Origin of the sequence: Streptomyces cucumeris, assembly GCF_024295805.1 — a bacterium.
Taxonomy (GTDB): Bacteria; Actinomycetota; Actinomycetes; order Streptomycetales; family Streptomycetaceae; genus Streptomyces; species Streptomyces cucumeris.
Genome location: NZ_JANCLX010000037.1, coordinates 42,164 through 55,273, shown reverse-complemented (window position 1 = coordinate 55,273; position 13,110 = coordinate 42,164). Strand labels below are relative to the sequence as shown.

Below are 13,110 nucleotides of genomic sequence, written 5' to 3'. Positions count from 1 at the left end.
GCTCCGAGGGCCGGACGCGAGACGGGAGCGGCATGCGGGTTCTGCTGTCCACGATCGGGTCACGTGGCGAGGTCCAGCCGGTGGTGGCACTGGCCGTCCGGCTGATGGCGATGGGGCAGGAGGCCGTGGTGTGCGCGCCGCCCGACTTCCGGGAGTGGGCGGAGTCCCTGGGCGTCACCTATGTGTCCGTGGGCCCCGAGCTGCGGGGGACGGCGCGACGGAGCACCACCGCCGTTCCTTCGCCGGAACAGCGTCGGCAGATGATCGAGGGCACGGTCGCGGCGCAGTTCGACGCGGTCGGCGCGGCCGCTGATGGCTGTGACGTCATCGTGGCCGGGGGAGCGCTCGCCATCGCGGCGCACTCGGTGGCCGAGCGGCGCGGCACCGGTTACGTCTACGCGGCGTTCGCCCCGGTCACCCTGCCCTCGGTCCACCATGCGCCCCCAGTCTTCGGGATGCTCGGGCAGTGGCCCCCGGACGGGACGGTGGACCACCGCACCCTCTGGGCCGAGGACGCCGCACGCTGGAACACCCAGTGGGGCGCGGCCCTCACCGCGCGGCGCGCGGCCGTCGGACTGCCTCCGGTCGAGGAGGTGCGCGACCACCTGTTCACCCGGACCCCGTGGCTGGCCGCGGACCCGGTACTGGCTCCGTGGCCGGAGCCGTCCGGGCTGGATGTGATCCAGACCGGCGCCTGGACACTCCCGGACCACCGGCCGCTCCCCGCCGGACTGGAGAAGTTCCTGGACGCCGGGGAGCCACCCGTCTACTGCGGGTTCGGCAGCGTCCGCGCCCCCGAGGGCGTCACCGGGGCGGTGATCGACGCGGCTCGCGCGCTCGGCCGCCGGGTGGTCCTGTCGCGGGGCTGGGCCGGGCTGTCGCCCGTGGACGGCCACCCCGACTGCACGGTGATCGACGAGGTCAACCAGCAGGCCCTGTTCCGGCGGGTGGCGGCGGTGGTGCACCACGGTGGGGCCGGTACGACCACGGCCGCCGCGATGGCGGGCGCGCCACAGGTGGTCGTTCCGCAGATGTTCGACCAGTTCTTCTTCGCCGGGCGCGTCGAGGGGCTGGGCATCGGCAGTGCACATCCCTCCAGTGGTCCCACCGCCGACTCACTGCGCGCGGCGCTCCACCAGGCGCTCGCGCCCACGGTGGCGGACCGGGCGCGCGCCGTCGCGGGCGAGATGCGCACCGACGGGGCGCTGACCGCCGCCCAACGGCTGATCGAGGAACACGGCTAGGCATCGCGCCGGTTGGTCAGGACCATGGCGCAGGCCAGGGCGAGGACCGTGGCCACGGCGAAGTAGCCGAGTCCCGGTACCGGCGCCAGATCGGTCGAGGACGGGGTCACCTTGAGGATCTGCTGTCCGGCCTCGGTCGGCCACCACTTGCGGAGGGTCTCGCCGTCCTGGCCGAGCATCTGGAACACCGTGGGCAGGATGAACGTGATGCTGACCGCGGCCGTGATCCCGCCCGCGGAGGCGCGCAGCACCAGGCCCAGGGCCAGCGAGAACACCCCGAGCAGGGCCAGATAGCAGCCCCCGCCCACCAGCGCCCGCAGCACCGCCCCGTCCGACAGCGACGGGACCTCGACCCCCGGGTTCAGCGCCAGCGTTCCGGCGGCGAAGGTGGCGAAGACGATGGCGGTGCCCGCCACCAGGGAGACGGTGAAGACCACCAGGGCCTTGGCGGCCAGCAGCCGCATCCGGTCCGGTACCGCCGTGAACGTGCTGCGGATCGAGCCGGTGCCGTACTCGGACGTGGCGGTGAGCACCCCGAAGAGGCACACCGCCACCTGTCCGAGCGAGAGGCCGATGAGGATCTTGCCCAGCACGTTCGCCGTGTCGTCGGCCGGGAGCGCCTTGTCGCCACCGAGCACGCCGATACCGATGGTGATGCAGGCGGCGGCCGCCAGCGTCCACCACGTCGAACGGATCGACCGGGCCTTGATCCATTCGAAGGCGACCGCGTCGGCGAACCGCGGTGACGGTCCGCCGTCGCCACGGGGCGGGGCGGGGGAGTCCACGAGGGGCTCCGGCCTGGCGTACTGCGTCCGTACCGTGTTCATGCGGCACCTCCGATGTGCTCGGCCGTCCGGCGCTGTCCCACCCGGTACTCCACGGCGTCCGCGGTGAGTTCCATGAACGCCTCCTGGAGCGACACCCGCTGGGGTGCCAGTTCGTGCAGCCACAGGCCGTTCTGTCCGGCCAGCTCCCCGATCCGCCGGGCGTCGAGCCCCTTCACGATCAGTGGCGGGTCCTCCGCCCGGTCCTGCTCACCGGCGCGGTCGCGGTCCACGAGGGCGTCGACCGTGGCTCCGTCGCCGCGCAGCACGGGGACCAGACGCGCCGTGTGCGGTGACCGCACCACCACCCCGTTGTGCGAACTGCGCGCCAGGAAATCGGCCATCGAGCTGTCGGCCGCCAGCCGGCCGCGTCCGATGACGATGAGGTGGTCCGCGGTGTCCTGCATCTCGCTCATCAGATGGGAGGAGACCAGGACGGTACGGCCTTCGTCGGCCATCCCGCGCATGAACTCGCGCACCCACTGGATGCCTTCCGGGTCCAGGCCGTTGACCGGTTCGTCGAGGATGATGACCTCGGGATCCCCGAGCAGCGCGGCCGCGATGCCCAGCCGCTGGCCCATGCCGAGCGAGAAGCCACCGACGCGCCGCCGCGCGGTGGCGGTCAGGCCGACCTGTTCCAACACCTCGTCAACTCGCCGTTTGGGAAGGCGGTTGGAGGCGGCGAGCCCCCGGAGGTGCTCACGCGCGGTGCGTCCGCTGTGCACGGCCTTGGCCTCCAGCAGGGCACCGGCGGTGCACAGCGGCCGGGCGAGCTCCCGGTAGGGGCGGCCGCACACCGTCGCCGTACCGGAGGTCGGCTGGTCCAGGCCGACGATCATCCGCAACGTGGTGGATTTCCCCGCCCCGTTGGGCCCGAGGAAGCCGGTGACGAGTCCGGGCCGGACCGTGAAACTCAGGTCGTCCACGGCGACCTTGTCGCCGTAGCGCTTGGACAGTCCTCTTGCTTCGATCATGCGGGTTCCTTTCGCGGCGCCCTTCTGGGGACGAAAAACACGCTAAGTCGCCCTGTATCGGGGACGCGTCAGCCGGAAGCGCCGCTCTCCGTACACCGCGGGTATCAACGCCGCTGTCCACCGTGCGACCTGAGAGGTAGCGAGGGAGCGGTGTCCGTGGGCGACCGCGCCCCGGGGAGGTGGCGGAGAGGTGGCAGGGAGGGGGAGTAGGAATTACTCACCGGGCCCCGCGGGAGGGAGGGATAGCGTCACGGTAAAGCGCAAAGGTGAACTCTATCCTGTTTTGAGGAGATATGCCGTGGCCGCAGACCAAGAACCTTCCGCCGGGGCGGGCGAGGCGACCGAGGCGAACGGGGCGACCGGGGTGCCCTCCCGCCGTACCGCCCTGACCGGACTGGCCGTGACCGCGCTGGCCGCCTCCGCCGCCACCGCCGGTCCCGCCTGGGCGCACTCCGCACCCTTTGTCCACGGGCGGGGGCACGGCAGGCACGGCTGGATCGAGGAGTCGTTCTTCTGCGAAACCCCGAAGGACGTCATCGTGAACACCCACGGCGGACTCACCCCGGCGGCGCCGTTCCCGCCCGGTGTCGCCCGGTTCACCGACGCCCGGCTCAAGCGGACACTCGCCTTCGGCGGGCTGCTGCGTGACGCGGAGGGCACCGTCGTGGGGTACGGCACGGAGTTGGAGACCCTGCTGCCCGAAAGCACCCCCGAGTCGGGCATCATGCGCTCCCGCAGTGCCTGGCTGCTGCATCTCCCGGGCCGCGGGACGATCTTCTATGACGAGGTCGAGGACAAGACCGACGTCGCCGCCACCATCTTCCAGCCCGCCCTGGAGTCCGGGAAGCCCTGGGTCGGCGACCGGACCGTCGTGTCCACCGTCGGCCCGGGCAAGGACGGGCGCGGTGTCATCAGTGGCGGCACCGAGGAGTTCGAGGGCATCCGGGGCAGTGGTGTCGAACGCGCGCGGGTGCGTCGTTTCGACCCCGTCGCCCTGGTGATGGAGGCCACCTTCGAACTGCGCTTCCGCTACCGGCTGCCCCGCTAGGTCCCCGCCGTACGCGGGCTCCGGCCCCCGCGTACGGCCGCCCCGCCAAGGGATCCGCGCGATGATCGAGATCGGACATCATGGGGCAAAATGGTATCCGGGTGTGGTGATGAGTCCCGTCACAGAATGCGGCCCCAGGGGGGCGTTTGAAGGATCATCGTGCTGGCAGGGGTAGCATATGAGCACCGCCTAGCTCGAAAGATGCACTGTGACTGTCAACGAGGACTCGTTCACAAACTGGAAGAACCGCGAGGAGATCGCGGAGTCGATGATCCCGATCATCGGGAAGCTGCATCGGGAGCGGGACGTGACCGTCCTGCTTCACAGCCGCTCCCTGGTGAACAAGTCGGTGGTCAGCATCCTCAAGACCCACCGGTTCGCCCGGCAGATCGCGGGTGTTGAACTCTCGGTCACCGACACCCTTCCTTTCCTTCAGGCTCTGACCACACTCGATCTCGGCCCGTCCCAGATCGACCTCGGTCTGCTCGCCGAGAGCTACCGCGCCGATGACCGCGGTCTGTCGGTGGAGGAGTTCACCGCCGAGGCCGTATCGGGTGCCACCGGGGATAACAAGATCGAGCGCCGTGAGCCGCGCGATGTCGTCCTCTACGGTTTCGGCCGTATCGGCCGCCTCGTGGCCCGGCTGCTCATCGAGAAGGCCGGGTCCGGCAACGGTCTGCGGCTGCGTGCCATCGTCGTCCGCCGGGGCGGTGACCAGGACATCGTCAAGCGCGCCTCGCTGCTGCGCCGTGACTCCATCCACGGCCAGTTCCAGGGCACGATCACCGTTGACGAGGCGAACAGCACGATCGTCGCCAACGGCAACGAGATCAAGGTGATCTACGCGAGCGACCCGTCCGAGGTCGACTACACGGCGTACGGAATCAAGGACGCCATCCTCATCGACAACACGGGCAAGTGGCGGGACCGCGAGGGCCTGTCGAAGCACCTGCGCCCCGGGGTCGAGAAGGTCGTGCTGACCGCGCCGGGCAAGGGCGACGTCCCCAACATCGTGCACGGGGTCAACCACGACACGATCAAGCCGGATGAGCAGATCCTGTCCTGCGCGTCCTGCACCACCAACGCGATCGTCCCGCCGCTGAAGGCGATGGCGGACGAGTACGGTGTGCTCCGCGGCCACGTGGAGACCGTCCACTCGTTCACCAACGACCAGAACCTGCTGGACAACTACCACAAGGCCGACCGTCGCGGCCGGTCCGCGCCGCTCAACATGGTCATCACCGAGACCGGTGCCGCCTCGGCCGTGGCCAAGGCGCTGCCGGACCTCAAGGCGCCGATCACCGGCAGCTCCATCCGGGTCCCGGTGCCGGACGTGTCCATCGCCATCCTCAGCCTGCGGCTCGGTCGCGAGACCACCCGCGAGGAGGTCGTCGACTACCTCCGCGATGTGTCGCTCACCTCGCCGCTGAAGCGCCAGATCGACTTCACCAGCGCGCCCGACGCGGTCTCCAACGACTTCATCGGCTCGCGCCACGCCTCGATCGTCGACGCCGGCGCCACCAAGGTCGACGGTGACAACGCGATCCTCTACCTCTGGTACGACAACGAGTTCGGCTACTCGTGCCAGGTCATCCGCGTGGTCCAGCACGTCTCCGGGGTGGAGTACCCGACGTACCCGGCTCCGGTGGGCTGACCCCACCCGGGCTCCCACAGCGCGAACGGCGGGGGAGCGGCCGACCCGATAGGGGTCCGGTCGCTCCCCCGCCGCTGTGCGCCCCCCGCCGTCCGCCGCTCCGGCGCCCGTCAGGGTGCCTCGGTGGCGATCCGCGCGCCGAACCCGATGAGCACCACACCGGTCACCCGGTCCAGCAGCCGGCGGACGCGCGGCCGCTGGAACACCCCGCGGGCCCGGGACACCAGACAGGCGTAACCGCCCAGCCAGCTCAGGGTCAGCGCCGCGTGCAACGCGACCAGCAGGGCCATCCCGGTCGCCGCGGGCAGTCCGTCGGGGGCGAGCGTGGGCAGCAGCCCGGTGTAGAACACGGCGATCTTCGGGTTGAGGATGTTCGTGGTCAGCCCGGTCGTGAACGCGCGCTTGGAGCCACCGCCCACCGGCCGGCCGGGCTCCGGCCGCGCCGCGCGCCGGCTCTGCCACAGCGCCTGAGCACCGAGGCAGGCCAGGTACACCGCGCCCAGGATCTTCACGACGAGGTACGCCTCGGCCGAGGCCGCGAGGACCGCGGCGAGTCCGGCGACGGTGCCTACGCCCCACACCAGCAGCCCGGTCGTGATCCCGGCGGCGGTGCGCAGGGCCTCCGCCCTCCCGGCGGCGATCGCGCGTTTGGTGACCACGGCCATGTCCGGCCCCGGTACCACGGTCAACAGGGCGAGCACTCCGGCCGCCGTCGCTGTCTGCGTCCACATGAGGGCCAGTGTGAGGGCGATCGATCACCCCACCGGTGTGAAAGTGATCACTGCTCATGCCGCCATGAGCCGCGCCGGGGCCACCGGCAGGGTGGCGCGGACCCAGTGGCCGTTGTCGTGCCGACGGGTCTCCACCCGGCTGGCCAGGGTCTCCACCAGGGCGATGCCACGGCCGTGTTCATCGGGGTCGGAGACGGGGACGAGATGCGGGCGCCTGGGGCGCGGCAGCAGACCGTGGTCGGACACCACGAGCCGGAGGGCGTCCGGGGTCAGGGTCAGCCGGACGGTCATCCGGCTGCGTCCGTGCCGGGCCGCGTTGGCGGCCAGCTCCCCGACGACGAGCACGGCCGCATCGCATGCGTCGGACGGCACCTTCCAGTGGATGAGGACGTTCTCGGCGAAGTGGCGGGCACAGCCGACCAGCGCCGGTTCGGCGGGCAGGGTGAGCAGGGCGTCGCGTCCGGAGACCGGGGTGGGCGCCAGCGGCGGGGGCTCCGCCGGACGGGGACCGGCCGGCGAGGCGAGCAGGGTGGCGGTGACACACATGGTGCGGATCGCTTCCGGGCGAAGGGTGGCGGCGTGGTGCTGCCTTTGGCTCCGGTCTACGCCTGACCCAGCAGTATTACAAGAGATTCCGGCAAGAAATCTCATGAATTAAGCTAAAAGATCTCTGTTTATGTGATACATCAGCGACGCACCCCCGTGTCGGGCCTCTGTGCCGGGCCTCTTGCCGGGCCCCTGCGCCGGTTCCCCGTGGTCAGTCCGTGGCAAGCCGTGACCAGGTCGGTCCGAGCGCCTCCAGCGCCTCCAGATACACCTGGTACGCCTCCTCCAGCACGGCCACCCGTCCCTCCTCCGGTTCATGGCGTCGGCCGACCGCCACCCGGGCGCGGGGATCGCCCGGGCCGTCCAGCAGCCCGACCGCCGTGGCGGCGAGCAGGGCGGCACCACGCGCCGCGCTCTCCGCCACATCCGTGACCTCGACCGGCCGGGCCAGCGCGTCGGCGAACATCTGGCTCCAGAGCTCACTGCGCGCGGCGCCACCGGTGAGCCGTACGGGTCCGCTGACGGGCAGCGTCGAGCACAGGGCGTCGACGTGCCAGCGATGGTTGAGCACCACGCCCTCCAGCAGTGCCCGCAGCACATGGCCCCGGGTGTGCCAGCCGCGCATCCCGAGGAAGGTGCCCGAGGTGGGCCGACCGTGCGGGGAGCCGTAGAGGAAGGGGTGGAAGACCATCTCCGACGGTCCCCCGAGATGGGCCGCCACCTCCCGCGCGATCACGTCGTGCACGGTCTCCCCGGCTTCCGCGGTGACACCCATGACCTGGAGAAACCATTCGAGGTTGGCCACCGACGACGGGGAGGTGGACATGATCATCCAGTGTTCCGGCCGCACGGAACCCCGGACCTGCCAGCGCGGATCCAGCACCACCCGATCGCTGAGCACCTGATTGACGCTGAACGTCCCGGCCACCACGCACAGTTCACCCGGATCCAGCCGCCCCACCCCGAGCGCGGCCGCGTCCACATCATGCGCACCGGTGACCACCGGGGTTCCGGCGGTGAGTCCGGTGGCCGCGGCAGCCTCGGGGGTGACCGCCCCGGCCAGGGCGTCGGACGCCAGTACCGGCGGCAGTTTCCCGGCCAGCTCACCGACGCCGTACAGCTCCAGGAGCTCCGCCGAGTAGGCCCGGGTGCGGACATCGGTGAACGAGGCGCTGGCGTCCGTGGGATCCGTCGCGGGGGTGCCGGTCAGCCGCAGCCTCAGCCAGTCCTTGCAGAACAGCAGCCACCGGCTGCGCCGCAGGGTGTCGGGGTCGTGGCGGGCGAGCCAGGGCAGCAGCGCGGCCGGGGAACCCGGGAAGGGCACCTGACCGGAGAGGTCCAGGGCCCGCGTCCACAGCGGGGTGTCCCGCCACTGGTCCAGCAGCGGTTCGGCGCGGGTGTCCAGGGCCAGGATCGCCGTGCGCACCGGCCGCAGCCGCTCGTCCACGGGGTAGACCCCGTCGCCGTGCCCGGCCAGCCCCACCGCGGCCACGGATCGGGCCGCCCCCTCACCCGCCGCGGCGAGGCACTCCCGGATCGCCCGCCGCGCCGCGTGCCACACCTCGTCCATGTCGCGCTCGACCCGGTGCGGCCGGGGGCTGCTCAGCGGTACCGTCGCGCGGCCGCGCGCCACCTCCCGTCCGGCGGGGTCGAACAGCAGCGCCTTGGTCACGGTCTGCCCGGCGTCGATGCCCAGCAACAGTTCACGCACGGGGTCCTACATCCATTCCAGTTCACGGGCATTGACCGCGCCCCGGCAGCGCCCGGTCGCCGCCAGCTCGGCGACGGCCCCGGCCACCAGCCGGGCCGAACGTTCATTGGTGGTGACGGTGTCGCCGCCGTAGTGGGTGGTGAGCGTGACATTGTCCAGCGTCCGCCACGGGCTGTCGGCCGGCAGGGGTTCCTCGTCGTGCACATCGAGCCCGGCCCCGGCGATCCGGCCGGAGGCCAGCACCGCGTACAGCGCGCCGGTGTCCACCAGACGGCTGCGCGCGGTGTTGAAGAAGTACGCCGTGGGCTTCATCAGCGCGAACTGCTCCGGGCCGATGAACCGCTCGGTCTCCGGGGTCAGCCGGGCCAGCACATGGACCGCGTCGGACTCCCGGAACACCGTGTCCAGATCGGCCGCCCGCTCCGCGCCGTGGTGCTCCAGCACCGCGTCCGGCACATACGGATCGTGGACCAGCAGCCGGACGGCGAAACCGCGCAGCCGGTCCGCCAGTTCCCGTCCCACATGGCCCATGCCCACCATGCCGACGGTGCCGCCACCGACCTCGTCACCGGGCCCGCCGAAGTCCTTGCGCCACCCTCCGGCCTTGACCGAGGCGTCCGCGCGCGCGATGTCGCGCGCCTCGGAGAGCATCAGCCCCAGGGCGAGTTCGGCCACGGCCGAGGCGTTGCGCCCGTGGACCGGTACGACGGCGACGCCCCGCTCGGTGGCGGCGGCCACGTCCACGTTCTCCAGGCCGGTCCGGGCGACACACACCGCGCGCAGCTCCGGGGCCGCCCGCAGCACCAGCGCGGACACCGGGGCGAAGTGCACGGCGAGCACCTCGGTATCCCCGACAGCCCCGACGATCTCACGGGGGACCGGTACCGCGTCCGGCCCCCGCAGCTCCATCTCCTGCTGCGCGGCGTGCTGCTCGGCCTTGGTGCCGGACCAGGTGATATCGCGGACCGGGCCGATACCGTGGCCCGGACCGGTGTCCGGACCGGTGCCCTGGGAGGACACCTCGGCCAGGGCCTCGATATAGCGGGCGGCCGGGATGAAGTGGTCGCCGACGACGAGCACACGCACCGCTGCTCCTCTCTGATCTGCTCCGTGTTGTGGCAGGTGTCCGGGTGGTCACCGGTTATCCGGGGGGCACCGGCTATTTCACCGCGCCCATGGACAGGCCGCGGGCGAGCTGGCGCTGCGCCAGCCACCCCATCAGCAGCACCGGCAGACAGGCCAGGGTGGCGGCCGCGGCCAGCCGGGCCCAGTAGAGCCCTTCGCTGGTGATGAAACCCACGAGGAAGACGGGCATCGTGGCGGACCGTACCGAGGTCAGGTTCAACGCCAGGAAGAATTCGTTCCAGGAGAAGATCACGCAGATCAGGGCGGTGGCGGCGAGACCGGGGGCCACCATGGGCAGCAGCACCCACATCACCTCCTGACGCGTCGTCGCCCCGTCCACCCGTGCCGCCTCCAGCACCTCACGCGGGATCTCCAGGAAGAACGAGCGCAGCATCCACACCGCCACCGGCAGGTTCATCGCCGTGTACAGCACGATCAGTGTCCCGATGCTGTCGAGCGCGCCCAGCCCGCGCGCGGCCAGGTACACCGGGATGATCGCGGCCACCACCGGCAGCATCTTGGTGGAGAGGAAGAAGAACAGCACATCGCGCCACCGGCGCACGGGCCGGATGGACAGCGCGTACGCGGCCGGTGTCGCGAGCAGCAGCACAACGGCGGTGGAAGCCCCGGCGGCCAGCGCGGAATTGCCCAGGTACGGGCCGACACCCTCGGCGAACACCGCCCGGAACTGCTCGAGCGTCGGGGAGAACACCACGGTGGGGGAGGTGGTGTAGGCGTCCGCCTCGGTCTTGAACGCGGTGAGCGCCATCCACAGCACCGGGAAGAAGAACACCGCGGTCACCACCCAGGTGACGGTGGTCCACAGCCATGGACCGAACCGGCGTCGCAGTGGCGGGCGGAAGGCGGCGGGGCTTCTCATCGGTCACCCGCCCGGACGCCGGTGAAGGCCGTGAACAGCAGCCGCAGTGCGAGCGCCGCGGCCACCAGTGTCCCGGCGACGGTGACCACCCCCAGCGCCGAGGACTGGCCGACGTCGAAGCCCAGGAACGCCCGCTGGTAGATGTAGTAGGGCAGATTCGTGGTCCGGGTGCCGGGGCCGCCCTGCGTCATCATGTAGATCACGTCGAAGGTGTTGACCAGGTGGATGACACCGAGCAGCACACCCAGTTCGATATAGCGGCGCAGATACGGCAGGGTGATCCAGCGGAAGGTGGCCCATGGTCCGGCGCCGTCCACCCGGGCCGCCTCCAGGGTGTCCGCGGGCTGGCTCCGCAGCCCGGCGAGGACGATGAGCATCATGAACGGCGTCCACTGCCACACCAGAACGGTGACCACCGACGCCACGGGGAACCGGCTGGTGAAGTCGGTGCCCTGGACGCCGGCCCAGGACGCCGCGACATTGACGAGGCCGAAGACCGGGTCGAACATGGCGGTCTTCCACAGCAGTCCCGCGACCGCGGGCATCACCAGGAACGGTGAGATCAGCAGCGTCCGGGCCACGCCCCGGCCGGGGAACCGCCGGTCGAGCAGCAGCGCCAGCGCCGTTCCCAGCGCCATGGCGATGGCGACCGCCAGGACCGTCAGCTCGATCTCGGTGAGCAGCGCCGCGCGGAACACGGTGTCGGTGAACACGTTCGCGTAGTTGGCCAGCCCCACCCAGCGCTCCGCACCGGGCCGGAGCAGATTCCGGGACTGGAAGGAGAAGAGCACGGTGAAGACGAAGGGCAGTTGGGTGAGGACGACCAGCCAGAGCAGGGCGGGGGCGAGCGGCCAGCGGCGCCGCCACCCGGCCCGCCGTGGCGGACGCCGCGCCGGAAGCGGCCCGGCGGTCGCCGTCGGGCCCGCGGGCGGAAGCGCGCCGACTGCCACGGCCGCCCCTAGTGTTCCGGTCGCCGCTGGTCGCGGCCGACGGTCCGGGCGTAGCGCTGGGACTGTGCCAGGGCGGTGTGCACCGACTCCTGTCCGCTGATGGCCGCGTTGATCTGCTGGCTCACCCGGGTGCCCAGGTCCTGGAACTCGGGGATGTCGAGGAACTGCACACCGGTGTAGGGCACCGGTTCCACCGTGGGGCGCTGCTGGTCGGCGTGGCGGATGCCCTGCAACGTGGGGCCCGCGAACGACCGCGCGATCCGCCGGTACCGGGGGAGGGCGTAGGTGGAGTATCTGCTGCCCGGGGGCAGCCGGGACCAGCCCAGCCGGCGTCCCACCAGTTCGATGTACCGGCGGGAGGTGGCCCACGACATGAACCGCCACGCGGCGTCCTGATGACGGCCGGCCCGGGGGATACCGAGCGACCAGGAGTACAGCCAGCCCGACCACGCCTTCCGCGCCACCGGCGCCGCGACATATCCGGTGCGGCCCACCACCTTGCTGCCGGCCGGGTCCTCCAGCACACCGGCCGCCGAGGTGGCGTCGTACCACATGGCCGCCTTGCCCTGGGCGTAGTGGGTGGCACATTCGGTGAAGCCCGCGCCCGCCGCCCCCGGCTCGCCGTACCGGCGCACCAGGGAGACGTAGAACCGCACGGCCCGCTCCACTTCGGGGGTGGTGAGCTGGGGGTTCCACCGCAGGTCGTACCACCGGCCGCCGAAGGTGTTGATCACGGTGTTCAGCGGGGCGAGCACCTGGCCCCAGCCCGGCGCGCCGCGCAGACAGATCCCCGCCACTCCGTGCCCGGGGTCGTCGAGCGCCTTGGCGAAGGACGCCACCTGCCGCCAGGTAGGCCGCCGGGGCATGGTCAGCCGCCGGGCCGCGAAGAGGTCCTTGCGGTACATCAGGAACGACGACTCTCCGTAGAAGGGGACCGAGTACAGATGGCCGCGGTAGGACAGCGCGGCGCGGACCGGGGCGATGAAGTCCGACGGTGCGTAGCCGGGGGTGTGTTCGGCCCGCTCCTGGAGGTCGGTCAGCCAGCCGTTCCGCGCCCAGAGGGGGGTCTCATAGTTGCTGATCATGACGACGTCGAACTCCCGGCCACCGGTGGCCACCGACTCGGTGATCTTCTGCCGTGCCTGGTTCTCCGGCAGGGTCACAAAGCGCACCCGGATGTCGGGGTGGGCCCGTTCGAAGTACGGGGTCAGCGCCTCCATGTCCTTCATCTGCGGATTGGCCACCACGGCCACCGAGACGGTGGTCCCGTCACCGGCCCCCACCCCGCCGAATCCGCCACAGCCCGCCGCGGGCAGCGACAGGGCGCAGAGGGCGGCCGCGCCACCGGTCGTCCGCCGCCCCAGCGGTGGTCGCGCCATACCGGATCCCTCTCCGCCGTCGGCGTGCCTGCCGGACCAGCACG

12 protein-coding genes are annotated in these 13,110 nt (G+C 71.4%); 3 read left to right on the top strand and 9 right to left on the bottom strand.

Going from position 1 to position 13,110, the window contains the following annotated elements; all coding sequences use genetic code 11:
* Positions 1-32 precede the first annotated feature (32 nt).
* Positions 33-1,244: a glycosyltransferase gene (locus NMK44_RS35430; protein WP_254750969.1), complete on the top strand. Its 1,212-nt coding sequence runs from the start codon at positions 33-35 to the stop codon at positions 1,242-1,244.
* On the opposite strand, the gene NMK44_RS35425 is transcribed toward NMK44_RS35430, so the two are convergent.
* Positions 1,241-2,071 (bottom strand): ABC transporter permease, encoded by an 831-nt coding sequence (locus NMK44_RS35425; protein WP_254750967.1) that lies wholly within the window; start codon positions 2,069-2,071, stop codon positions 1,241-1,243. The genes NMK44_RS35430 and NMK44_RS35425 overlap by 4 nt on opposite strands.
* The gene (locus tag NMK44_RS35420; RefSeq protein WP_254750965.1) at positions 2,068-3,042 is read right to left on the bottom strand and encodes an ABC transporter ATP-binding protein; all 975 of its coding nucleotides are present in this window, start codon (positions 3,040-3,042) and stop codon (positions 2,068-2,070) included. Before NMK44_RS35420 ends, NMK44_RS35425 begins: the two co-directional genes overlap by 4 nt.
* A gap of 298 nt (positions 3,043-3,340) precedes the next feature.
* On the opposite strand from NMK44_RS35420, the gene NMK44_RS35415 reads away from it, so the two are divergent.
* Positions 3,341-4,090 carry a hypothetical protein gene (locus NMK44_RS35415; protein WP_254750963.1) on the top strand — a complete coding sequence of 250 codons (750 nt, stop codon included), beginning with the start codon at positions 3,341-3,343 and terminating at the stop codon, positions 4,088-4,090.
* A gap of 208 nt (positions 4,091-4,298) precedes the next feature.
* A complete protein-coding gene (locus NMK44_RS35410; RefSeq protein WP_254750961.1) occupies positions 4,299-5,744 on the top strand; it encodes a glyceraldehyde-3-phosphate dehydrogenase in 1,446 nt (481 codons plus the stop codon).
* A gap of 110 nt (positions 5,745-5,854) precedes the next feature.
* Here NMK44_RS35410 and NMK44_RS35405 read toward each other — a convergent pair whose 3' ends face one another.
* The 7 genes from NMK44_RS35405 to NMK44_RS35375 all read right to left on the bottom strand — a co-directional run bounded on the left by NMK44_RS35405 (position 5,855) and on the right by NMK44_RS35375 (position 13,066).
* Positions 5,855-6,475, bottom strand: coding sequence for a LysE family translocator (locus NMK44_RS35405; RefSeq protein WP_254750959.1), 621 nt, complete (start codon positions 6,473-6,475; stop codon positions 5,855-5,857).
* Between the two features lie 54 nt (positions 6,476-6,529).
* On the bottom strand, positions 6,530-7,021 hold the full coding sequence (locus NMK44_RS35400) for an ATP-binding protein (RefSeq protein WP_254750957.1): 492 nt from the start codon (positions 7,019-7,021) through the stop codon (positions 6,530-6,532).
* A 211-nt stretch (positions 7,022-7,232) separates the two neighbouring features.
* The gene (locus NMK44_RS35395) at positions 7,233-8,732 is read right to left on the bottom strand and encodes an FGGY-family carbohydrate kinase (RefSeq protein ID WP_308358706.1); all 1,500 of its coding nucleotides are present in this window, start codon (positions 8,730-8,732) and stop codon (positions 7,233-7,235) included.
* 6 nt (positions 8,733-8,738) lie between these two features.
* A complete protein-coding gene (locus NMK44_RS35390; RefSeq protein WP_254750955.1) occupies positions 8,739-9,818 on the bottom strand; it encodes an NAD(P)-dependent oxidoreductase in 1,080 nt (359 codons plus the stop codon).
* Between the two features lie 73 nt (positions 9,819-9,891).
* Entirely contained in the window at positions 9,892-10,737 is an 846-nt protein-coding gene (locus NMK44_RS35385) for a carbohydrate ABC transporter permease (RefSeq protein ID WP_254750953.1), read from the bottom strand.
* Positions 10,734-11,687 carry a carbohydrate ABC transporter permease gene (locus NMK44_RS35380; RefSeq protein WP_254750951.1) on the bottom strand — a complete coding sequence of 318 codons (954 nt, stop codon included), beginning with the start codon at positions 11,685-11,687 and terminating at the stop codon, positions 10,734-10,736. The genes NMK44_RS35385 and NMK44_RS35380 overlap by 4 nt, the downstream gene beginning before the upstream one ends.
* Before the next feature lie 8 nt (positions 11,688-11,695).
* Positions 11,696-13,066 (bottom strand): ABC transporter substrate-binding protein, encoded by a 1,371-nt coding sequence (locus NMK44_RS35375; protein WP_254750949.1) that lies wholly within the window; start codon positions 13,064-13,066, stop codon positions 11,696-11,698.
* Positions 13,067-13,110: the final 44 nt, after the last annotated feature.

Excerpts from the sequence above, each read along its gene's own strand:
- NMK44_RS35430 (WP_254750969.1), top strand. The coding sequence starts at position 33 with ATGCGGGTTCTGCTGTCCACGATCGGGTCACGTGGCGAGGTCCAGCCG.
- NMK44_RS35425 (WP_254750967.1), bottom strand. The coding sequence starts at position 2,071 with ATGAACACGGTACGGACGCAGTACGCCAGGCCGGAGCCCCTCGTGGAC.
- NMK44_RS35420 (WP_254750965.1), bottom strand. The coding sequence starts at position 3,042 with ATGATCGAAGCAAGAGGACTGTCCAAGCGCTACGGCGACAAGGTCGCC.
- NMK44_RS35405 (WP_254750959.1), bottom strand. The coding sequence starts at position 6,475 with ATGTGGACGCAGACAGCGACGGCGGCCGGAGTGCTCGCCCTGTTGACC.
- NMK44_RS35400 (WP_254750957.1), bottom strand. The coding sequence starts at position 7,021 with ATGTGTGTCACCGCCACCCTGCTCGCCTCGCCGGCCGGTCCCCGTCCG.
- NMK44_RS35385 (WP_254750953.1), bottom strand. The coding sequence starts at position 10,737 with ATGAGAAGCCCCGCCGCCTTCCGCCCGCCACTGCGACGCCGGTTCGGT.
- NMK44_RS35375 (WP_254750949.1), bottom strand. The coding sequence starts at position 13,066 with ATGGCGCGACCACCGCTGGGGCGGCGGACGACCGGTGGCGCGGCCGCC.